Annotated in this window: 18 protein-coding genes; 7 read left to right on the top strand and 11 right to left on the bottom strand. The window is 64.7% G+C overall.

Going from position 1 to position 22,537, the window contains the following annotated elements; all coding sequences use genetic code 11:
* Positions 1-79: 79 nt before the first annotated feature.
* The gene (locus IF809_RS12820; RefSeq protein WP_462837738.1) at positions 80-1,273 is read right to left on the bottom strand and encodes a serine hydrolase domain-containing protein; all 1,194 of its coding nucleotides are present in this window, start codon (positions 1,271-1,273) and stop codon (positions 80-82) included.
* Between the two features lie 334 nt (positions 1,274-1,607).
* On the opposite strand from IF809_RS12820, the gene IF809_RS12815 reads away from it, so the two are divergent.
* The 3 genes from IF809_RS12815 (at position 1,608) to IF809_RS12805 (ending at position 4,737) form a co-directional block, all read left to right on the top strand.
* Positions 1,608-1,928: a hypothetical protein gene (locus tag IF809_RS12815; RefSeq protein ID WP_128963074.1), complete on the top strand. Its 321-nt coding sequence runs from the start codon at positions 1,608-1,610 to the stop codon at positions 1,926-1,928.
* A 111-nt stretch (positions 1,929-2,039) separates the two neighbouring features.
* Entirely contained in the window at positions 2,040-3,533 is a 1,494-nt protein-coding gene (locus tag IF809_RS12810; protein ID WP_453981124.1) for an NAD-dependent succinate-semialdehyde dehydrogenase, read from the top strand.
* 118 nt (positions 3,534-3,651) lie between these two features.
* Positions 3,652-4,737: an SbmA/BacA-like family transporter gene (locus tag IF809_RS12805; protein WP_128963072.1), complete on the top strand. Its 1,086-nt coding sequence runs from the start codon at positions 3,652-3,654 to the stop codon at positions 4,735-4,737.
* Between the two features lie 18 nt (positions 4,738-4,755).
* Here IF809_RS12805 and IF809_RS12800 read toward each other — a convergent pair whose 3' ends face one another.
* From IF809_RS12800 to IF809_RS12790, 3 genes are all read right to left on the bottom strand, one after another.
* Complete coding sequence (locus IF809_RS12800) at positions 4,756-6,972, bottom strand: SLC26A/SulP transporter family protein (RefSeq protein WP_453981123.1); 2,217 nt, start codon at positions 6,970-6,972, stop codon at positions 4,756-4,758.
* A 229-nt stretch (positions 6,973-7,201) separates the two neighbouring features.
* Positions 7,202-8,116 (bottom strand): phosphoribosylaminoimidazolesuccinocarboxamide synthase, encoded by a 915-nt coding sequence (locus IF809_RS12795; RefSeq protein WP_462837737.1) that lies wholly within the window; start codon positions 8,114-8,116, stop codon positions 7,202-7,204.
* 62 nt (positions 8,117-8,178) lie between these two features.
* Positions 8,179-9,096 (bottom strand): pirin family protein, encoded by a 918-nt coding sequence (locus tag IF809_RS12790; RefSeq protein ID WP_128963070.1) that lies wholly within the window; start codon positions 9,094-9,096, stop codon positions 8,179-8,181.
* Positions 9,097-9,390: 294 nt separating this feature from the next.
* Here IF809_RS12790 and IF809_RS12785 point away from each other — a divergent pair, with 294 nt between their 5' ends.
* The gene (locus tag IF809_RS12785) at positions 9,391-10,452 is read left to right on the top strand and encodes an AraC family transcriptional regulator (protein WP_462837736.1); all 1,062 of its coding nucleotides are present in this window, start codon (positions 9,391-9,393) and stop codon (positions 10,450-10,452) included.
* Positions 10,453-10,597: 145 nt separating this feature from the next.
* Positions 10,598-12,025: a serine hydrolase domain-containing protein gene (locus IF809_RS12780; protein WP_462837735.1), complete on the top strand. Its 1,428-nt coding sequence runs from the start codon at positions 10,598-10,600 to the stop codon at positions 12,023-12,025.
* 4 nt (positions 12,026-12,029) lie between these two features.
* Here the strand turns inward: IF809_RS12780 and IF809_RS12775 are convergent, their stop codons facing one another.
* Entirely contained in the window at positions 12,030-13,400 is a 1,371-nt protein-coding gene (locus IF809_RS12775; protein WP_462837734.1) for an MmgE/PrpD family protein, read from the bottom strand.
* Positions 13,401-13,519: 119 nt separating this feature from the next.
* On the opposite strand from IF809_RS12775, the gene IF809_RS12770 reads away from it, so the two are divergent.
* Both IF809_RS12770 and IF809_RS12765 read left to right on the top strand, forming a co-directional pair.
* Positions 13,520-14,635 carry an FUSC family protein gene (locus IF809_RS12770; RefSeq protein ID WP_462837733.1) on the top strand — a complete coding sequence of 372 codons (1,116 nt, stop codon included), beginning with the start codon at positions 13,520-13,522 and terminating at the stop codon, positions 14,633-14,635.
* A gap of 41 nt (positions 14,636-14,676) precedes the next feature.
* Positions 14,677-15,081: a VOC family protein gene (locus IF809_RS12765; protein ID WP_462837732.1), complete on the top strand. Its 405-nt coding sequence runs from the start codon at positions 14,677-14,679 to the stop codon at positions 15,079-15,081.
* A gap of 31 nt (positions 15,082-15,112) precedes the next feature.
* On the opposite strand, the gene IF809_RS12760 is transcribed toward IF809_RS12765, so the two are convergent.
* From IF809_RS12760 to gyrB, 6 genes are all read right to left on the bottom strand, one after another.
* On the bottom strand, positions 15,113-15,763 hold the full coding sequence (locus tag IF809_RS12760; protein ID WP_462837731.1) for a 2-hydroxychromene-2-carboxylate isomerase: 651 nt from the start codon (positions 15,761-15,763) through the stop codon (positions 15,113-15,115).
* Positions 15,760-16,248: a DUF2867 domain-containing protein gene (locus IF809_RS12755; protein ID WP_453981114.1), complete on the bottom strand. Its 489-nt coding sequence runs from the start codon at positions 16,246-16,248 to the stop codon at positions 15,760-15,762. Before IF809_RS12755 ends, IF809_RS12760 begins: the two co-directional genes overlap by 4 nt.
* Positions 16,245-17,639, bottom strand: a complete 1,395-nt coding sequence (locus IF809_RS12750) for an MATE family efflux transporter (RefSeq protein WP_462837730.1) — start codon at positions 17,637-17,639, stop codon at positions 16,245-16,247. Before IF809_RS12750 ends, IF809_RS12755 begins: the two co-directional genes overlap by 4 nt.
* Positions 17,640-17,840: 201 nt before the next feature.
* A complete protein-coding gene (murA, locus tag IF809_RS12745) occupies positions 17,841-19,136 on the bottom strand; it encodes a UDP-N-acetylglucosamine 1-carboxyvinyltransferase (protein ID WP_453981112.1) in 1,296 nt (431 codons plus the stop codon).
* Positions 19,137-19,258: 122 nt separating this feature from the next.
* Positions 19,259-19,726: a hypothetical protein gene (locus IF809_RS12740; RefSeq protein WP_128963060.1), complete on the bottom strand. Its 468-nt coding sequence runs from the start codon at positions 19,724-19,726 to the stop codon at positions 19,259-19,261.
* A gap of 160 nt (positions 19,727-19,886) precedes the next feature.
* The gene (gene gyrB / locus IF809_RS12735; RefSeq protein WP_128963059.1) at positions 19,887-22,322 is read right to left on the bottom strand and encodes a DNA topoisomerase (ATP-hydrolyzing) subunit B; all 2,436 of its coding nucleotides are present in this window, start codon (positions 22,320-22,322) and stop codon (positions 19,887-19,889) included.
* Positions 22,323-22,537 lie beyond the last annotated feature (215 nt).

Below are 22,537 nucleotides of genomic sequence, written 5' to 3'. Positions count from 1 at the left end.
GTTCAAGCCGATGGCTTTCGGGCACGAGGTTATCCGTTGCCAGGGAGGCGCGCGACACTGCGCGCCTCATACTAAGGAGTTATGCCGCCTTCTTGCCGCTGCCGGCATCGAGCCCGGCATAGACGCCACGCTCAAATCCCGCGAAGGCCTGCAGGCATTTCGCGTCGGCGAACGGCAAGAGCTGCATCAGGATTACCCCGGTGACGTCGCGCGCCGGATCGATCCAGTAGTAGGTGTTGGCAAGGCCCGCCCAGGCGAGGCTGCCGGCGCTGCGGCCTTCCGGCGTCTTTGCGGTGTTGATCATGAAGCTGAGGCCCCATTTCTTCACCTGGTCCGGATACAGATCGACGTCGTTAGTATAGATGGGCGCCGCCGTGGCCATCCTGGTCATATTGAGGTCGCCCATCTGGTTCTGGCTCATGGCGGCGATCGTCTCCGGCTTCAGCACCTGGTTGCCGTTGCCGCGCCCCTTGTTCAGGATCATCTGGGTGAACTTGATGTAGTCGGCCGCGGTCGAATAGAGGCCGCCGCCACCCATGTGGAATTCGGGGCTCTGCTCAAGCTCGAACGGGATCGCGGCGAGCTGGCCATCCTCGCCGCGCGCATGCATGCCGACCAGACGCTTGCGCATGTTATCGCTGATCTTGAAGGCGGTGTCGCCCATGCCGAGTGGCGTGAACAGATTATCGCGAAGATAGGCGTCGAGCCGCTTGCCGCTCGCAGCTTCCACCGCCTTGCCGACGAAATCGATATTGGTGCCGTACTCCCAGCGCGTGCCGGGATCGGTCATCACAGGCGTCTTCAGTGCGGCGTTCTGGCAGGTGATGATTCCAGGCGTGCCGGTCTTCTCCATGTAAGCCGCAAAATCGCGATTCCACATGTCGTAGCAGAAGCCCGCGGTGTGGGTCATCAGCTGGCGCAGCGTGATCGCGCTTTTCGCCGGCCGCAGCTTTGGCTCGCCCTTGGCATCGAAGCCCTCGAGCACTTGCGGATTGGCGAGATCGGGCAACAGCGATCCGATCGGCGCATCGAGCGATAGCTTGCCCTGCTCGACCAGCTGCATCGCGCCGGCCGATGTCACCGCCTTCGTCATCGAGGCGATCCAGAACACGCTGTCCAAGGTCATCGCTTCGGGTTTGGAGAGATCGCGCTTGCCGAACGCGCCTTGATACAGCACGTCGTTACCGCTGGCGGCGATCGCAACGACGCCGGGGATTTCCTTCGCATCGCTTGTCTTACGCAGAATCTCGTCGATCTCAGCTTTGCTTTGCATCCGCATTTCCTCCGGTTTGATTATTGTTGGAAGTGATCGGATTGTCCTCCCGGAGGTCGCGCGCGGCAAGCATCTCAACCTGCGCGCCGGTCGCGATGTCGTGACTTGACGGTTCCGGCCCCGCGCGGGACGACTGATCTGCAACACACCTTCACAATCTGCGGTGGATGGCCGCTACTGACCGTGACCTTGGATGGCCGCGGCGATATGTTTCGGGCGTTTAAACACTTGAAACATTTTGTGCGTTGCGACGTTCAGCTTGCGGCCCGGCCTGCGGCTGACGTTTGGATTTGATGCAAATTTGGCGGTCCTGGCGGCCGCGAGGGGACATGAGATGATTTCGACCTGGAGCGAATGGAAGCGCTATCCCCGTCCCGGACGGGGCGACAATCTGGAAGCGCCAATCTCGCCTGGCATTTATGAAGTGCGGGTCGCCGGATCAGGCGCGCTCTATTCGTTCGGCGCGGTCGATAATCTGGCGCAGGCGCTGGCGCTGCTGCCGGTCGGTTCGAAGAGCTGGTTCGGCCGCCGCAACCCGTCGGACGTGCCCGATCTCGAATATCGCACCTGCGCGACCTCCTCGAAAGCCGACGCGAAGGCGGCCGCCGAACGCATGATCGGCCGGCGTGAGACCTACATGAGCGGCGCGGCGTAACCCGCCGCTGCCAGCGTATCTCCCATCAGCTGTGCGTTGTCGGGCGGTGCATTGCTCCCCGTCCGCCCCTATATTCCGGCCGATCCTGACCGCCCCCGAGGGAGTAACGCCATGACGCCAACCGCTGCCGCACGAGCCCAGCATGCCACTGCCACCCTGCGTGACCGGTTGAAGGACCCGTCGCTGCTGAAGGAGGCCTGCTACATCGACGGCGCCTGGGTCGGTACGCCGGTCTTCGCGGTAAACAATCCCGCGACCGGTGTCGAGCTCGCAAAGGTGCCGCAGCTGGGTGCGGACGACACCACCAAGGCGGTCGAAGCCGCCCAGCGCGCGTTCCCGGCCTGGGCCAAGCACACCGCCAAGCAGCGCTCCAACATCCTGCGCAAATGGTTCGAGCTGATCATCGCCAACCGCGAGGATCTCGCGCTGATCCTCACCTCCGAGCAGGGCAAGCCGCTGTCGGAAGCGCTCGGCGAGGTCGACATCGGCGCCGCCTATATCGAGTTCTTCGCCGAGGAAGCGCGTCGCGTCTATGGCGAGACCATCCCGTCGCAGCGCCCCGATGCGCGGCTGCTGGCGATCAAGCAGCCGATCGGCGTTTGCGGCGCGATCACGCCGTGGAACTTCCCGAACTCCATGATCACGCGCAAAGTGTCGCCGGCGCTCGCCGCGGGCTGCACCGTGGTGCTGAAGCCGGCCAACGAGACGCCGCTGTCGGCGCTCGCGCTGGCCGTGCTTGCCGAGAAGGCCGGTATCCCCAAGGGCGTGCTTAACATCATCACCGGTGACGCGCCCCCCATCGGCAAGGTGCTGTGCGAGCATCCGGCGGTGCGCTTTGTCGGCTTCACCGGCTCGACCGCGGTTGGCAAGATCCTCTACCAGCAGGCCTCGGTCGGGGTGAAGCGGCTCGGCCTCGAGCTCGGCGGCAACGCGCCGTTCGTGGTGTTCGATGACGCCGACATCGATGCCGCGGTCGAGGGCGCGATCGTCTCGAAGTATCGCAACATGGGCCAGACCTGCGTCTGCGCCAACCGCCTCTATGCCCAGGACAAGATCTACGACGAGTTCGTCAAGAAGCTGTCGGCGAAGGTTGCGGCGATGAAGATCGGCGACGGCACCGAGAGCGGCGTCACGCAAGGTCCGCTGATCAACATGAAGGCGGTCGACAAGGTCGAGCGTCACATCGCGGATGCCGTCAAGCGCGGCGCCAAGGTCGTGACCGGCGGCAAGCGCAGCGAACTCGGACGCTCCTTCTTCGAGCCGACCGTGCTCGCCGACGTCAAGCCGGACTCGCTGGTGTCGCAAGAGGAAACCTTCGGCCCGCTCGCGCCGGTGATCCGCTTCAAGGACGAGGCCGACGTCATCGCCATGTGCAACGCCTCGCCGTTCGGCCTCGCGTCCTACTTCTACTCCCGCGACATCGGCCGCGTCTGGCGCGTCGCCGAAGCGCTGGAATCGGGCATGGTCGGCGTCAACACCGGCCTGATCACCACCGAGGTCGCGCCCTTCGGCGGGGTCAAGGAAAGCGGCCTCGGGCGCGAAGGCTCCCGTCACGGCATGGAAGAATATGTCGAGATCAAATACGTTATGATGGCCGGGGTGTAGCCGTCGGACCCGCTTGACGCAGGTCAAATGGCCTCGAGCAAGACACCGTAATTTGACACCGTAATTTGGCGCGAGCGGCATCATAGGGTGGTGCCGCACCCAGGATTGCGGCTCGCGAATGCTGACGAGGACCTCTTTCGTTCCGGGTGAGAAGCGGCTGCTTGGCCGCTTCTGGAAGAGCGCTTCAGGATATTGGCGGGGCCCCACCGCCTGGGTCGCATGGGCTCTCGTCCTCGGGTTGATCGTCAATGTGATCCTGCAACTCCTGACCCAATACGCCCTGAACTTCTGGAATCGGGACTTCTTCAACGCCATCGGCCGCAAGGATCAGGCAGAGCTGCTGTACCAGGCGTACCGGTTTCTGCCGCTGGCGGTGGCGAGTATCGCCTTGACGGTCTTCTCGGTATGGGGGCGGATGACCCTGCAGCGCTCCTGGCGCGAATGGTTGAGCAATCGCCTCTATGGCCAGTGGCTGGGAGGTTCTCACCCTGCGAGGTCAGGTGCCCTCGCCGGACACCACGAGGCACCCGAATATCGTATCGCCGACGACGCCAGGGTCGCGACCGACCTGCCGGTCGATCTCGCCACCGGGCTGCTTCAGTCCTTGCTCACCATCGGGACGTTCATCGGCGTGCTCTGGTCCGTCGGCGGCAATTTGCAGGTCCATCTCGATGGGATGGACTTCACGATTCCCGGTTATCTCGTGCTTGCCGTCATCGTTTATGCCGCGCTGCTGGCGCTCGGCATCTGGCTGACGGCCGGGCATCTGACGCGGGTCATCGAAGAGAACAAGCGCATGGAGGCCGAACTGCGGGCGATCGGGACGCATGTTCGCGAGAGCGGTGAAGGGAAGGTCGTTTCCGAGGATCGGCCGAATGGCCTCCACGCCGTGGTATCGGCGTTGAAGGCCGTGATCGCGATCTGGCGCATCTATTGCTGGCAATTGATGCGGATGACGCTCGTCACCTACACCAGTCTCCTGATCACGCCGGTGATCGGTCTGTTGCTGTGTCTTCCCAAATATCTGGTCGATGCGATGACGCTTGGCGAGGTGGTGCAGGCATCGGCGGCCTTTGTCGTCGTCCAGACCGCGTTCAACTGGTTCACGGACAACTACGCCAAGCTCGCAGAATGGACGGCCTCCGCCAACCGGGTGGCCGAACTCCTGCTCGCCCTGGATGAAGACCAGGCGATCCGGTCCTAGCCTGCCGGATCTCTTTCGCTATCGCCTGAGCACCGCGATCGTTCGGTTCGCGAACGTCAGCCGCTCGGCCATCACCGACACGAAATAGGTCAGCAGCTTTTGGCTGAGCGCGGGATCCTCGTCCTTGATCGCGTCGAATTGCTGCGCGCCCAGCACGTAGAGCACGCTGTCGATCTCGGCCTGGATGGTCGCGCTCCGTGGGGTCCGCGCGACCAGGCCCATCTCGCCGATCGTGGTGCAGCGCCCGAGGCTGCGGACCCGGGTCATGCCGCCCTGCTCGGCGGGGATCATGATTCCGACGCGGCCATCGAGGATGAAATGCATGGAATGGGCGGCTTCGCCGGCCCGCACGATGATTTCGCCGGCCTTGACCTCGAGACGTTCGCAGCGACGGCCCAGTCGTGCAGCGTCGTCCTCGTCGCCCAGGATCTGGGTCAACCAGTCGCGCAAGGAAGCCTCTCCCCGCGCCTGGCCGCGATGCCGGGCAATGATCTCGTTCTCGCACCATTCCAGCGCATGATCGAGCTCCTGCGTGATCCGCACTTCGGGCGAGATGAAGCCGCTGGCGCGCAGCGCCTTGGCGGCACCCGGCGGAAGATGCACCAGCACGAGCTCGATGCCGCGGTCCCGTGCCGTGCGCTTGATCTGGTCGAAGCTGTAGGCGGCCGAGGAGTCGATCCCCGTCACGAGCTTGAAATCGAACACGAGGAAGCGGCATTCCGGGTGCCGGTGCAGCAGGCCCTTGACGTGCTGGTAGAGACGGTTGGCCGAGCCGAAGAACAGATAGCTCTGCAGCATCAGGCCCTGGATGTTGCGACCATGGGCCGCCAGCAGCGCCTGTTCGTCGCGCGACCGGTCGAGCGACGAACGATATTCGGTGCCGTCGAAGCCGAACTTGACGGAGCTGACGCGCGCGGCGCTCAGTGCGAAGATCGTGCATCCGATCACGATGCCGATCAGGATGCCGGCGACGAAACCCCATTTCAGGATGATGAGGATGATCGCAAGCAGCGACAGATATTCCGGCGTTGACAGCCGCCGTCGCGACTGCACGATCCATTTGTGCAGCGTGTCGCTGCCGAGATAGACCAGCAGCCCGCCCAGCACGAGCTTGGGCATGAAGCCGAGCAGCGTCGGCGCAACGACCAGCATCGAGGCCGAGATCGCCGCGGAGGTCAGGCCCGAGAGGCGGCCGCGTCCCCCGGCCGAAAAGTTGAGGATGGAGCGGCTGACCGAGATGCAGCCGGTGTACCCGCCCAGCGCACCGCAAAGCATGTTGGCAAGGCCGGTGACGTTCAATTCGCGCTCCAGGTCGGCTTCGCGGTGCGTCGCGACCTCGACACCGGTGGTGTTGAAGAGCGTGCTCGATGCCGTGACGAAGATCACCGCGATGAGGTTGCCGGACAATTCGGGTAGCGTGGACCAGGGATAGTGAGCGAGCGCCTGCGTCGTCCACGGCCATTCCAGCCCGATCTGCTGCGGCGGATGAAACGTCCATCCCAGCGCCTGTGCTTCCGCCGGGGAAATGCCGGCGACCCAGAACGCGACATGCGCGGCGATCGTGCCCGCGATCAGGATCAGCGGCAGTCCGATCGGCGTGCGCGAGCGGTGCCAGGTGAGATAGAGCACTGCGGCCATCGCGCAGGCGGCACTGAGCTCGAAGACCGTGGTCGTGTTGGCAAAGCGTCCAAGGGTTGCCAGTTGAAGCGGCTGGCCGGTGATGACCCTGATGGCGCCCAGCAGGATCAGGCAGCCGGTCGCGCCCAGAAAGCCGCCGACCACCGGATACGGTACGTACCGGATGGCGCGGCCGATCCGCGTGACGCCGAACGTGCAGAGCACGAGGCCGGTGGCGATGCTGACGAGACCAAAGGTGACGAGCACCGGCGCCAGAAGCGGTGCGGTAGGATCCACGGCGGTGATCCGCTCGACCAGCGACGAGGCGACGATCCCCGTCATGGCGGCCGTCGAGGCCTCAGGCGCGGCGATCGCAAAGCGCAGCGAGCTTCCGAGCCCAACGACGAGGGCCAGAACGGCCGATGCCATGAAGGTGACGCCGACGCCTGTGCTCAAATATGACGCCAGCGGACCGGCGAAGATCAGGACCGAATAGGACAGGCCGAGGGTGACGGTCAGGACGCTGGCGGCAGCACCGCCGAGCACATCATTCAGAGCACGTGTGATCGCCGGATTCAACCGGAGCAACGGACTGGATTGGATCGTTGAATCTGCCACGCCCCTTCCTCGCTGCTCGCGCGATGAGAACGGGGAGCCTAGCGCAATCGGGTGCCCGGGTCCCTCAACGGCCATTGATGAAGGAGAAGGCGGCGTCGGAGACCCCGAGGAGTGCACCGGCCTCTCCACATCATTGCGAGCGAAGCGAAGCAATCCAGACCGTTTCCGCGGCGGGATCCTGGATTGTTTCGCTTCGCTCGCAACAACAGAGTGTGCGGCAGCGGACGAGCTAAATCTTCAGCTCCACCCCCGTCACGCGCCGATAGGCTTCGAGGTACCGCTTGCTGGTCGCATCGACCACGCTCGCGGGCAGCGGTGGCGGCGGGGCGTCGCCGTTCCAGCGGCCCGCGCGGCGTTCGACGTCGAGATAGTCGCGCAAGGGCTGCTTGTCGAAGCTGGCCTGCGGCTGGCCGGGCTTGTAGGTATCGACCGCCCAGAAGCGTGACGAGTCCGGCGTCATGACTTCGTCGATCAGGATGATTCGGCCGTCCTTGTCGCGGCCGAACTCGAACTTAGTATCGGCGATGATGATGCCCTGCTCGCGCGCCAGCTCTTCGCCGAGCGTGTAGATCGCGCGCGTCATGCTCTCCAGCGTATAGGCGACCTCGTCGCCGACGACCTCGCGCATTTTCGCGATGGTGATGTTCTCGTCATGGCCGCTCTCGGCCTTGGTCGCGGGGCTGAAGATCGCGGGATCGAGCTTCTCGCTTTCGACGAGACCGGTCTTCAGCTTTTCGCCCGCCAGCGTGCCGCTCTGTGCATATTCCTTCCAGGCCGAGCCCGAGAGATAGCCGCGGATCACGCATTCGATCGGAAATACGGTGGTGCGCTTGCACAGCATGGTGCGGCCGAGGATCTCGGCGCGATGCGGCTTCAAGGCCGGCACGGCCGTGATGATCTCGTCGGTATCGGCGCTGATCATGTGATGCGGCACGATGCCTTCGAGCTTGTTGAACCAGTATGCACTGATCTGCGTGAGGACCGCGCCCTTCATCGGGATGGTCTCTGCCATCACGACGTCGAAGGCGCTGATGCGGTCGGTGGTGACGAGCAGCAGGCGGTCGTCGTCGACGGCGTAGATATCGCGCACCTTGCCGCGGCCGATCTTGGCGAGGGGCAGGTCGCTGGAGAGCATGGTGGTCATGGCAGAGCCTTCAGGAAATAAGTCCAGCCGCGCCTGATGCTGCGGCCGGACACCGGATTAGCCTATTCCGGCAGCGGAATGAACTCATGTTCCTGTGGAACTGCGGCGAAGCGACCGGTTTTCCAGTCCTGCTTGGCCTGCTCGATCCGCTCCTTGCTGGACGAAACGAAATTCCACCAGATGTGCCGCGGCCCTTCCAGCGCATCGCCACCCAGAAACATCATCCGCGTGGCCTTCAGCGCCTTCACGGTGATGCGATCGCCGGGTCGGAAGATCAGCAGCCGCGGCCCCTCATAGCGCTCATTTGCGATCTCGACCTCACCGTCGACCACATAGATCGCACGCTCCTCGTGGTCGGGGTCGAGCGGCACGGTCGCACCGGCGGCGGCCGTGACCTCGGTGTAGAACCAGGGCGAGACCATCTTCACCGGCGAGGAGATGCCGAATGAAGAGCCCGCAATCACCCGCGCGGTGAAATCGCGCTCCGAGATCATCGGCAGATCCCCCGCCGCATAATGCTGGAACGAGGGATCGATCTCTTCCGAGCCTTCAGGCAGCGCGATCCAGCTCTGCAGGCCGAGCATCTGCTGGCCCGAAGCGCGCTGTGCATCCGGCGTCCGCTCGGAATGCGCGATGCCGCGGCCCGCCGTCATCAAATTCATCGCGCCGGGCGCGATCTCCTGCACATTGCCTTCGCTGTCGCGATGCATGATGGACCCGTCGAACAGATAGGTGACGGTGGCAAGCCCGATATGCGGATGCGGCCGCACGTCCATGCCCTTGCCGGAGACGAACTGCACCGGACCGAAATGATCAAAGAAAATGAAGGGCCCGACCATCTGCCGCTTGCCATGCGGCAGCGCCCGCCGCACCGCGAATCCATCGCCGAGGTCGCGGGTGCGCGGCACGATGACGAGATCGAGCGCATCGCAGGACATGGGATCGCCGAGCACGGGATCGTTGGAGGGTTGCCAGCTCATGGTGGACTCCTTCTCAATTGCGAGCCCGAGCGTAGCAGAATTTCGCATCGGCGTCGCCACAATGGGGCGGCGCGGAGGTGGCGTGGTATTAGCGCCACATGCTCCGCTGTCATCGCCCGCGAAAGCTGGCGATTTAGTACGCCGCGGTCTATCGGTTCAATCATTAGCATCTCGGAGTACTGGATCGCCCGGTCGAGCCGGGCGATGACAGCGGAGAGCGAGGATGGTCCTTGAAAAAAATACTCCAACGAACGATGTTCGATCGATCCTAACCGTGATCGTTCACATCGCCCCATGACCCTTGCCACCCTCGACCTCGCCTTTCGCGCTGCCAGCGTCGCGTTGCTGCTGGTGCTGGCAGCGTCGTTGCTCGCCGATTTCCGCAAAGTGCTCGCTGCTCGCCTCGGCGCGGCCTTCGCGCTGGGTTCGGCCGCGCATGCGGTGAGCTATTCGATGGATGTCACGTCGCGGGTCCCGCTCTGGCATGCACCGCTGATCGCAATATCGACCGGCACCATCGTGGTGTTCTGGTTGTTCACGCGCGCCCTGTTCGACGACGAGTTTCGCATCCGCTGGTGGCACGGCTTGATCTGGGCGCTGGTGACGGCCTTCAGCTTCGCAGGCTGCGTCTGGATTGCACCCAGCGGCCATGTGCGGTTCTCGGTGACGGTGGTCAATCTGATCGCTCTCGGTTTCATCGTGCTAGCGCTCTGGGAGATGATCGCCTCCTGGCCGGCCGACCTGGTCGAGCGCCGCCGCCGCGTTCGCGTCTTCATAGTCTGTGCAATCGCGCTCTATGGTGGGCTGAATGCGGTGCTCCAGATCGCCACCGCGGGCCACCACATCGGCACTGCAGCCGAAACCATCAACGCCGGCGTGCTCGCCTGCACCGTGGCGGCGATCGTTTATGCCATGATGCGCGTGGACGGCGCGGATCTGTTTCCGGCTGCGGGGGAGCCCGCGCCGCCCCGTGTTTTCAGTCAGCCTGCGGCGGATGCCTCGGCCGACCAAAAGCTCATCGATGCCTTGATGCGCCTGATGGCGGACGAGCGGATCTATCGTCACGAGAACATCACCATCGGCGTGCTGGCAGGCCGGCTGAAAATTCCGGAATACCGGCTGCGCCGGTTGATCAACCAGCGGCTCGGCTATCGCAACTTCAATGTATTCCTGAACAACCATCGGATCGAGGAGGCCAAGGCCGCCCTCGCCGACCCCGCGCAGGCCGAGGTTCCCGTCATCACCATCGCGATGGACGCCGGCTTCCAGTCGCTGGGCCCGTTCAACCGTGCCTTCAAGGCGGTGACCGGGGTGACGCCGACGGAATATCGCCGGCTCAAGGTCGATGCGGCTTAGATTTCAGGCCTTTGAAATCACACAATAATTCCAGAATCGACGAGCCCCGATCAATTTCGACGAGGCCGATTTCCAAACCCGGCGAGCGCGTATCGCCCGCATCCGGCCTGCTCTCCCGCACTCGCCCCGCAGCCGGAGACAACCCGTGACCCCTCGCCGCAAGATCATCCTCGCTACCACCGCCATCGCCTGTGCCGGCCTCGCGCTTGGCACGGCTCGGGCCCGTGACGTGCCCAAGATTGCCACCGGCTTCATCGCGCACACGCTCTGCTCAGAGACGTTCGTCTCCGGCCTTGATCCCATGCGCGACCTCACTGAAACGACCGACGCGATGCCGGGCAGCGGGCTCCTGACCTGGGCGATGAATTTGCAGATCGATCGCGCCCGCAAGGATGTCACGGTCAGCCTGTTCGGCATCGGCCGCAGCCATGCGGTCTATCGCGAGGGGCTCGGCTGCACGCTCGAGCACGGCCAGGGGATTGCCGGTGTCGCTTTGCCGCCTGACGACAAGCAGCCGGTCTTGCTCCCCGATATCGCCGGCGCCGGACTGGTGCCGCCGCAAAGCGACGCGCTGTCAGCCGCGCTCGACCGCGCCTTCACCGAGCCCGCGCAGCCGCCTTATCGCCGCACCCGCGCGATCGTCATCATGAAGGGCGGCCGCGTCATCGCCGAACGCTATGCCGACGGCATCGGGCCGCAGACGCAGCTGCTCGGCTTCTCCATGACGAAGTCGGTGGTCTCGGCACTCTCTGGCATTCTCGTGCGCCAGGGCAAGCTCAAGCTGGATGGGCCCGCGCCGGTCGCCGCCTGGAAAAATCCTGAAGATCCGCGTCACGCCATCACCGTCGATCAATTGCTGCGTCACACCGCCGGCCTTGCGCTCGGCAGTTCGTTGCAGGCCTCGCTCGGTTCCGTGCTCGAGCCGGTCAACACCATGAAATACGTCGAGGACGACATGGCGGGCTTTGCCGAGCGCGCGCCGCTTGCGACCGCGCCGGGCACCGCGTGGAATTATCACGACGGTAACACCATCATCCTCTCGCATCTCATTCGCGACGCCGCCGGCGGCAAGCCGGCCGACGCGCTCCGCTTTGCCCGCCGTGAATTGTTCGCGCCGCTCGGCATGACCGACGTCACGCTCCAGCTCGATGCTTCAGGCACGATCGAAGGCGCCGGCGAGATGATGGCCTCCGCGCGCGACTGGGCACGCTTCGGCCAGCTCTATCTCAACGACGGCGTCGTCGGCGGCAAGCGTATCCTGCCCGAGGGCTGGGTGAACTATTCGGCATCGGCCACGCCCAACGCGTGGGTCGGCATCGGCGCCGGTTTCTGGACCAATCAGGGCAACAGCTTCGGCGCGAAATTTCGCGTCGAGCACGGCTGGCCGCGCGATGCCTTCTTCGCCAAGGGCACGATCGGCCAGTACACGATCGTGATCCCGTCGGAGAAATTGGTGATCGTGCGCCTCGGCCGCTCGCCGAACTTCCCGCCGCAAGCCGACGGCGTGTTCGATCTCGTGCGCGATGTCGTGGCCGCAACGCGCGAGAAGGGAAAGCTGGCGGGAGCGAACTAGACGGCTACTGCCGTCCCAGCTCCGTCGCCTTGGCCACGCGGTCGAAACGCTCCAGCGTCATGATCGCATCGGCGAACTTGTCGGCCCGTGCGTTCAGCACGGGCCGTGCCAGCGTCAGGAATTTCTGCTGCATCGCCTGTGCGTCGGGGAACGAATTGGGCTCGCCGGAAGGGTCGGCGTAAAGCCGCTCGTGCACGCCATCGTCCGTGGTGATGCTGACGCGCGCGCCGAAGGGGTGGGTGCGGCCGATCTCGAGCCGGTCGTCCTGCACCACGTCGAACTTGTCCGCGAGCGCGTCGATCGCGGCATCGCCGAGCCTCGCGTAATCGTCCCAGCCGAACGAGCCCTGGTCGAGCGCGAGCGCGCCGGTGAAGAACATCGAGAACTGGCCGCCGACGATCGAGGTCGGATGCCGCTTGGTCGCGGCATCGCCGGTGAGGGTGATGCCGTTGCGATGCAGGCCGATCTCTACGCGCTTGACCTGGTCGGGCGTCAGATTGTGCTCGCGCCGCATCGCGATCAGCGCGTCGATCGCAGCATGCGTGTAGCGGCAGCTCGGATACGGCTTCACGCCGATCTTCATGGTCTCATAGGTCTTGCCGAGCTCGGCGATCGCCTTGCCCGGATGCGGATCGTCGGTGTAGCCGGTGAGCAGGCCGTGCTTGCCTTCGATCGATTCCGTCGCACCGACGAAATCGTTGCGCGCCAGCGTCGCTGCGATCACGCCGTTCATGGCGGCGGCGCCGACCTGGTAGCGCTTGTTCCAGGCGCCGTTCATCAGAAACTGCAGCGAGCCCGCAGCCTGGCTGCCGGCAACGCCGAAGGCGGCGATGATCTGCGGCTCGGAGAGCCCGAACAATTTCGCTGCCGCTGCGGCCGAGCCGTATGTGCCGGCGGTCGCAGTCGGGTGGAAGCCGCGCGCATAATGCGAGGTCGGGTCGAGCGCGTTGCCGAGCCGGCAGCAGACCTCATAACCCGCGACGATCGCCGTCAGCACATCGCGGCCGGAAGCACCGACCATCTCGCCGACGGCGAAGGCGGCCGGAACCACCGGCGCGCTCGGATGCAGCGAGGAATCCGCATGCGTATCGTCAAAATCGAGGGAATGGCCGAGCGCGCCGTTGAGCAGGGCCGCCACCGCCGGCGTCCAGGTCTTGCTGTCGCCGAATACGGTCGAGCAGCCCTTGGTGTCGAGCGCCAGCGCTTCCAGCATCTTCAGCAGCGAGGGGGTGGATTCGGCCTCTCGCCGGGCCCGGATGGCGCTGCCCAAAAAGTCCAGCGTCAGCGCCTTGGCGCGCTCCAGCACCTCCGCCGGAATATCGGCGAATTTCAGCTTGGCGACATAGGCGGCGAGCGTTGCGGTTTCGTGGGCCATCGTGTTTCCTCGTTTTGGCCGGCAAGTTAGGCGGGCTGATTTTGCCTTTCAAGCAGCCTTGGGGCCGCGGGCATCAGCTATGCTTTTGCCTGGCCTTGAGAGGATCGGGACATCAGACGATGGCAGGTGCGAAAGAGCTGTTCGACCGGGTCCGGCCGCGACGGACGCAATTGGGACTGGCGATCCGGGTCACGGTGGCAGCGACGGCCGCCTATGCGCTCGCGACCGCGCTGCATCTGTTGTTGCCACTCTGGGCGGTCCTGACTTCGCTGATCGTGACCCAGATGAGCGTCGGCCGCTCGCTGAAGGCGACGCGCGATTACATGCTCGGCACGATCGGCGGCGCCATCTATGGCGGCGCCATCGCGATCACGCTGCCCTATTCCAGCGAAGCGGGGCTGTTGGGGCTGCTGGTGCTCGCGGTCGCGCCGCTCGCGCTCGTCGCCGCGATCTATCCGAACCTGAGCACCGCTACCGTGACCGCGGTGATCGTGCTGCTGGTGCCGACCATGCATCATGCCGATCCGCTGGCGTCCGCTATCGATCGCGTCAGCGAGGTCTCGGTCGGCGCCATCACCGGGCTCTTGGTCTCCTTCCTGGTGCTGCCCTCGCGCGCGGTGCGGCAGATCCGCGCCAGCGCCGCGAAGCTGCTCGAGCTGATCGCGGAGGCCTTCACCGAACTGCTCGCCGGCCTCACCCGCGGCCGCGACAACGACGCGCTGCACCGGATCCAGGACGGCATCGGCACCGCCATCGTGGACATGAATGCGATCGGCGCCGAGGCCGAGCGCGAGCGTTCGGCGCGGCTGTCGAGCGGTCCCGACACCGGCCCCCTGTTGCGCACGATCTTGCGGCTGCGCCACGACGTCGTGATGATCGGCCGTGCCACCGTGGTGCCGCTGCCGGTCGAGGTGCAGGTCCGCCTTGCCGCGCCGCTGGCGGAGGTCGGCGCTGCGATCGCACGCTTTCTGAAGTCGGCGGCCGAAGCCTTGCGCGAGGGCGCCGGCGCGCCGCCGATCCATCCTGTCCATCTCGCGCTTCAGCATTACGCCGAAGCGGTCGCGGCGGTACGCCAGGACGGCCTGATCCGCGGCCATGCAAGCGATACCGCGGAACGCTTCTTCGCGCTGGGTTTCTCGCTGGAGCAGATGCACCAGAACCTCTGCGATCTCGACCGCGTCGTCGGCGAATGGTCGGAGGCCGCGCGCGACAAGTCCGCGCGCGTGGCAGAGTAGGGAAGGCAAGCAGGTCTCGGACCGAGAGGAAAGGAGAGAGCATGTTGGGCAACGCAAAGGTTGCGACGCGGCTTCCGGCCCAAAACCTCGAGCGCGCGCGGGCATTTTACGCCGAAAAACTTGGGCTCAGGCCGGTGGAAGAACGCAGAGGTGGACTCCGCTACGTCTGCGCTGGGGGTGAGTTCGCGATATTCCTCTCAGGCGGAATGCAATCCGGCACGCATACGCAAATGGGTTGGGACGTCGAGGATATCGAGGCAACCGTACGCGAGCTTCGCGCGCGCGGGGTCGAATTCGAGGAGTACGATCTGCCCGGCCTGAAGACGGTCGATGGCATAGCTGAGATTACCGGGAACTATCCCAGCAAGGGAATTGGAGAGCGGGGCGCGTGGTTTCGCGATAGCGAAGGTAACTTGCTGGGGCTCGGGCAGCCGGTTCGAATGTGACGGGCTGCATTGCTGCCATTGAGCGCACGTTCTAGCGCTTCGTCAGGCCCTTGCTCTGCATGCGCCAGACCAGCAGGTCGATGCGGTCCTGACCGAAGAACGGCTCGTTCTCGAACACGAAGGTCGGCACGCCCCAATGGCCCGAGGCGGCGTGGTCTTTTTCATTCTCCGCGATCACCTGCTCGTAGCGATCCGGGTCGGCGGTGATCGCGGCATCCATGGCGGCAAGATCGAAGCCGACTTTCGCGGCGGCGCGCGCCAGATGATCGCCCTCGTTCCACCCGGCAACCGAACCATCCCACAGCACGCGCGCGATCGCATATGTGAATTCGAGCGAGCGCCCTTCGAGCTGCGCCATGGCGCCTAATCGCGTCAGGCGATGGATGTAGGGCTGCTCGGTCGCAACATCGAGCGTCGTCTTGTCCTGCACGATCGGATCGGGCCGCGGAAAGCGGAACGGAATGCCTTCGTGCTCCGCCACGCGCGTGCTGTCGAGCACCACATAGCGAATGAAGTTCGGGCTGGCCTTCTTGAAGAACCCGGGCACGCGGACCGCGAGCGGATAGACCGGCCGCAGATTGACCTTGAGGTCATATTCTTCGACGAGCTTCAGTGTCCTGGGCAAAGCCAGATAGCTGAAGGGACTGCGATAGGAGTAGAACAGGTCGACGGACAATGTCATCGCGCCGGCTCCGCAATTCGGCCCATCATGCCGCGGGCCACGAGCTTGTGGAACGGCGTGATCAGCGCGAGGTAGGTCCGCCCGAGCAAATTGTTCGTTTTCACCAGGGTGGTCACGGTGACATGGCGAAGCGTCGCTTCGCCGGCGACATCGACCACGATACGGAAATCGAGATGATAGTCGTCGAAGCCGGCGATCAGCCGCTCCGGCGTCTCGCTCACCACCGGAAACAGGCCGATCAGGCCGCCGGGTGCGTAAGCGCCTTCACCCGATGTCTTCAAACCGAAAGGGCTCACCAGAATGTTGCGCAAGCGCGTCAGCGCATCGATCCAGCGCGGCCCGTGCAGCACCATTCGGGTACAGGCCTCGCGGGCGCTCAATTGCGCCGCACCGACCTCGACACGAAAAGCGTCGATGAACTGCGCGCCCGACAGCACCGTACCGGCATCGACATCAGGCGTAATTTCGCGAACGGGTCCCGTCATTCCAGCAGTTTGCGCGTCAACATGCGGAAGCGCAAGATCAACAGGCCGGCATAAACGAACGATCCGATCGACAATCCGGTCCAGACACCGACCGCGCCGAGGCCGGCGTGGAACGCGAGCGTCCAGGCGATCGGGAAGCCGACGCACCAGTAGCCGATGGCGGCGAACACCAGCGTCATCCTGGTGTCATTGATGCCACGCAGCGCGCCGCCCATGATGGTCTGCAGCGCGTCGGCGATGAAGAAGGTCGCGCCGACCAGCAGCAATGTCGCGGTCAGCTCGACTATCGGCGCGCTGGCCTCGCTGTTGCCGAAGAACAGCCGTCCCAGCTCATAGCGGCCGAGGATAATGGCAACGGTCAGCGCTGATACAAACGCGATCCCGAGCAGCGCGGCGACGAGGCCCGCACGTCGCACGCCCGCCGGATCGTCGCGGCCGAAGGCGTGACCGACCCGCACCGTCGCGGCCATGCCGATGCCGAGCGGGACCATGAACAGCACGGCCGTGACCTGGAGCGCGATCTGGTGCGCGGCGAGCGCGGTAGTCGAGATCAGGCCCATCAGGAGTGCGGCCGAGGAGAACAGGCCGTATTCCAGCAGGAGCGAGAACGAGATCGGAGCGCCGATCACGATCAGCTGGCGCGTCAAAGGCCAGTCAATCCGCCACAGATGCGCCAGCGGATGGTAGTCCGAGAACGGCTTGCGCCACCCCGCAATGGCGAGCGCGGCGATGAAGGTGCCGAGATTGACCAGCGTGGTCGCAAGCCCCGCGCCGAACAGACCGAGCTCCGGCAGGCCGACTAGCCCATGGATCAGGCAATAGACCAGCGCGAAATTCGCAGGAATCGCTGCGAGCGTGATCCACAGCGGCGGCTGCGGCCGGTTCACAGCGCTCATCATGCTGCGCAGCGCGATGAAACCGAGCGCCGGCGCGATGCCCCAGGCAAGGCCGTTCAGATAGCGCTGCGCGAGGCCGGCCGAATGCGGCGCCTGTCCGAGCGCGATCAGGATGTGCTCGCCATAAAGCGGCGAGGCCATCATCGGCAGCGATATGAGGAACGCGACCCACAGGCCTACGCGCAAGGAGCGGCGGATGCGCCTGACGTCGCCGGCGCCGAACGCCTGCGCGGCCAGCGGGGACACCGCAGCCATCAGGCCGAGCCCGAAGGTGAAGCTGACGAAATAGACGGTGTGCGCAAGTGCCGCAGCCGCCACCGCATCCTCGCCGAGCCGGCCGATCAGCACCAGATCGCTCGTGATCATCGCAATCTGCCCGAGCTGCGTCAGCATCATCGGCACGGCCAGCCGCAGCGTCTCGGCGAATTCCCGCGCGAGATGGTTTTGCGGCACGCCGGTTTGCGGATGCTGGTGTGGCTGGACGGTGTCGAGCATGGCGGCGTCAATAGCACGACCGCACGTCGAAAACATGGCTCTTCGTGCAAGGCGTGCGGAGCTCTCTCCGCTAGCTCGCATCGTAGGGTGGGGAAAGGCGCACTTGCGCCGTGCCCACGATCTGTCGATGATTCGAGAGAGAAGGTGGGCACGCTTCGCTTTGTCCACCCTACGGGACTGTTTGTGGAGCCGAAGAGCTCCTCAGCCCTTCCGTTCCGGAACGCGGCGGATCTTCGCGCCGAGCGCGTTCAGCCGTTCGTCGATGCGCTCATAGCCGCGCTCGATCTGGTCGGCGTTGTTGATCGTCGAGGTGCCCTCGGCGCAGACGGCGGCGAGCAGCATCGCCATGCCGGCGCGGATGTCGGGCGAGATCATCGAGGCGCCGCGCAGACGGCTGGGCCCGGCGATGATGGCGCGATGCGGGTCGCACAGCACGATGCGCGCGCCCATCGCGATCAGCTTGTCGACGAAGAACATCCGCGATTCGAACATCTTCTCGAACATCAGGATCACGCCTTCGCATTGCGTGGCGGTGACGATCGCGATCGACATCAGGTCGGCCGGGAAGGCCGGCCAGGGCTGGTCCTCCAGCTTCGGCACGTGGCCGCCGAAATCGTCCTGGATCTTCAAAGTCTGGTTCGACGGCACGATCAGATCGTCGCCCTCGACGCGGCAGACGATGCCGAGCCGCTCAAAACCCATGCGGATCGAGCGCAGATGCTCGACGCCTGCACGTACGATGCGAAGCGGTGAGCGCGTCACGGCAGCAAGGCCGATCAGCGAGCCGACCTCGATATGGTCGGGCTGGATCCGATAGGTCGCTTCTCCCAGCGTCGCCGGGCCATGCACGACCATGGTGTTGGTGCCGATACCGTCGATCTTCGCGCCGAGCGCAACCAGGAAGTTGGCGAGGTCCTGGACATGCGGCTCGGACGCCGCATTGCGCAAATAGGTGACGCCGTCGGCCGCGACCGCGGCGACCAGCGCGTTCTCGGTCGCGGTGACGCTCGGCTCGTCCAGGAACACGTCGGCGCCGGTGAGCTTGGGGCAGCGGAATTCGAGCCGGTCGGTCGCGGTGACCTTGGCGCCGAGTTGCTCCAGCGCCAGCATGTGGGTGTCCAGCCGCCGACGCCCGATCACGTCGCCGCCGGGCGGCGGCAGCATCACCTCGCCGCAGCGCGCGAGCAGGGGACCCGCGAGCAGGATGGATGCGCGGATGCGCACGCAGAGCTCAGGATCGAGATCGGCGGCGCGGATGCTCTTGGCGTGGATGTGAAGCGTATTGCGCGCGGTCCATTCGGCGGATGCGCCGACCGAGCGGATCAGCTCGACCAGCGTCTCGGTGTCGCGGATGCGCGGCACGTTCTCCAGCGTCACCGGATGCTCGGTGAGCAGCGCGGCCGCGATGATCGGCAGCGCCGAATTCTTATTGCCGGCCGGCTCGATCGAACCCGAGAGCCGGTGACCGCCCTCGACGATGTATTGAATGGGCGCCACGGTGGTTCTCGCTGTTCTGTTGAGGGTGGGCGGGCTGCTTTGGAGGCGGAAACTATAGGGAATTGAGCGCGGTAGCAATTGTGGCGACCGCGGCCCGAGCCCGTCTGTCGACCCCGAAAGGACTAGAACAAGCCGATGATATTTCCCACCACATAGAGGATCGCAATCAGGATCAGCGCCCCGATCACGACAAAGGAGATTTCGATCGCAATAGCGCCGGTGCCGAGCGTTGCGGCGACGGCTGCGAGGAGACGCTCCTCCCTGAAAACCAGCGCGAGGACCGAGAGCAGGATCGCAAGCAGGCCGAGCGAAATGGCAGTGATCGAAGCCGCTTCGCTCCAGCTCCGTCCGGCCGATTTCTCGACCTTCGGCGACTGATACTCCACGCCCTTCACGCGCGCGATGATGCGGTCCTTGATGCGGTGCCCGGTATCGACGATCACCTGGTCCGCCGGGGGCGGCGGATAGATGATCGGCACGACCCAATGCGGCAGCACGGCCGCAATGAAGGCCAGCACCCCGATGAGGCTCCCGATCACGCCAAGCCGGCGTGAAGGGAGAGCAACGGGCTTTACCGCAGGAGCGCTCATGACATGGCGTTTCCCGGCCGGAATTGGCTCATGGGTTGACGCTACTTCGTCGTGCTGGCGGGCGGGAAGGTTCAGGAAGACGGTCTCTGCCACCTCTCCACGACGGGGAGAGGTGATCTGCGTCCGTGGTTCGCAGCGATCAAGCCAAAACGCGCCGCCCTCAAATATCGATCGTCGCGCTCAGCGAGTGTTCCTGGATGAAGTCGCGTCGCGGCTCGACCACGTCGCCCATCAGCTTGGTGAAGATGTCGTCCGCCTCGTCGACTTCCTTGACCTTGACCTGCAGCAGCGAACGCGCGTCGGTGTCGAGCGTGGTCTCCCAGAGCTGCTCGGGGTTCATCTCGCCCAGACCTTTGTAACGCTGCAGCGTGATACCCTTACGGCCGGCTTCGGTGACCGCCTCGAACAGATCGACCGGGCCGTGAACCACGTGCTCGGTGTCCTTGCGCCGCAGCCTGCCGGCGCGGGCATAGACGTCCTGCAGCCTGGTCGTATACTCGTCGAGCTTGCGCGCCTCGGCGGAGCCCAGCAGCGCGTCGTCGATGACGGCGGCTTCCTTGACGCCGCGCACGGTGCGCTCGAACAGAAAACCCTGGCCTTCGACGAACTGTCCGACCCAGCCGCGCTCGACCTCCTCGGCCTGGCTGTCCAGCCGGGTCGCGATGTACTGAGCCGCGGCCGCAGCGTTCTCGGGGTTGCCATAGACCGACTTGTTCAGCACGCCGGTGATGGCAGCCTGCTCGATGACCTTGCGGTTATAGCGGCTATGGAGATTGCGCAGGATGCTGCGGACCACGCGAGCGTCATCGACCAGCGCGCGCAGATCGCGCCCGGTGCGGTCGCCGCCGGTGCCGGGAATGTAGACGCAGTCATCGAGGCCGGCGTCGATCAGATAATCTTCCAGCGCGCGCTCGTCCTTCAGATACTGCTCGGACTTGCCGCGTGAAACCTTATACAGCGGCGGCTGCGCGATATAGAGATAGCCGCCGTCGATGATGTCGCGCATCTGCCGGTAGAAGAACGTCAGCAGCAGCGTGCGGATATGGGCGCCGTCGACATCGGCATCCGTCATCACGATGATCTTGTGATAGCGCAGCTTCTCGACCGAGAATTCGTCGCTGATGCCGGTGCCGAGCGCGGTGATCAGCGTGCCGATCTGCTCGCTCGACAACATCTTATCGGGGCGGACGCGCTCCACATTGAGGATCTTGCCGCGCAGCGGCAATACCGCCTGGAATTCGCGGTTGCGGCCCTGCTTGGCGCTGCCGCCTGCGGAGTCACCCTCGACGATGAAGAGTTCCGACTTGGCCGGATCCTTCTCCTGGCAGTCGGCGAGCTTGCCGGGCAGCGAGGAGACCGAGAGCGGGCTCTTGCGGGTGAGCTCGCGCGCCTTTCGCGCGGCTTCGCGGGCCGCGGCGGCCTGGATCACCTTGCCCACGATCATCTTGGCCTCGGACGGATGCTCCTCGAACCATGCCTGGAGCGCCTCGTTGAGGACGTTCTCGACCACGGGGCGTACTTCCGAGGACACCAGCTTGTCCTTGGTCTGCGACGAAAACTTCGGATCCGGCACCTTCACCGACAAGACGGCGGTGAGGCCTTCGCGGCAATCGTCGCCGGTCAGCGCGATCTTTTCCTTTTTCGCGTTGGTCTCGGCATAGCCGTTGACCTGGCGCGTCAGCGCGCCGCGGAAACCGGCGAGATGGGTGCCGCCGTCACGCTGCGGGATGTTGTTGGTGAAGCACAGCACGTTCTCGTGGTAGCTGTCGTTCCACCACAGCGCGGCCTCGACGCCGATGCCGTTGGCTTCCGAGCGCACCATGATCGGCGCCGGCACGATCGCCTTCTTGTTGCGATCGAGATATTTGACGAATTCCTCGACGCCGCCGGAATAGTGCATCTCCTCGCGCTTCTCGACCGCGTGGCGCATGTCGGAGAGGACGATGTTGACGCCGGAATTGAGAAAGGCGAGCTCGCGCAGGCGATGCTCGAGCGTCGCAAAGTCATATTCGATGTTCTTAAAGGTCTCGGTCGAGGCCAGGAACGTCACTTCGGTGCCGCGTCGACCCGGCGCATCGCCGACGACCTTGAGCGGCGCCACCGCATCGCCATGGGCGAACTCGATGTAGTGCTCCTTGTTGTCGCGCCAGATGCGCAAGCCGAGCTTGCTCGACAGCGCGTTGACGACGGAGACGCCCACGCCGTGCAGACCGCCTGAGACCTTGTAGGAGTTCTGGTCGAACTTTCCGCCGGCGTGGAGCTGGGTCATGATGACCTCGGCCGCCGAGATGCCTTCGCCCTTGTGGATGTCGACGGGAATGCCGCGGCCATCGTCGCGCACGGTGACGGAATTGTCGGCATTCAGTATGACGTCGACGCGCGTGGCATGGCCCGCCAGCGCTTCGTCGATCGCGTTGTCGACGACCTCATAGACCATGTGGTGCAGGCCCGAGCCGTCATCGGTGTCGCCGATATACATACCGGGGCGCTTGCGGACGGCATCCAGCCCCTTGAGCACGCGGATCGATTCCGCGCCGTATTCGCTCGCGGAAGAGGTCTCGTTTTCGGCAGCTTGCTGCCGAGCAGGTTCTGTCATGAGAGGCCTTCGAAATGTCGCCCGAATCAGCCGCGCAAAAGGCGCTGATCTGGAAGCTATTTGTGCCACGAAAGAGGGCTTGCGCCTAGCGCAAAGTATCGCCTGGCAACCCTTTGAGCAGATAGGGTTTTTGGGTCGATTTTCAAGGCGTGTGGAGGCCGATTCCGGGGCTGCCTAAAAGCCCGATTCGAGGCCCCGCTTTGGGTCCCTGAAGA

It is taken from the genome of Bradyrhizobium sp. UFLA06-24 (genome assembly GCF_054967145.1).
This window is presented reverse-complemented; position numbering and strand designations above follow the sequence as displayed.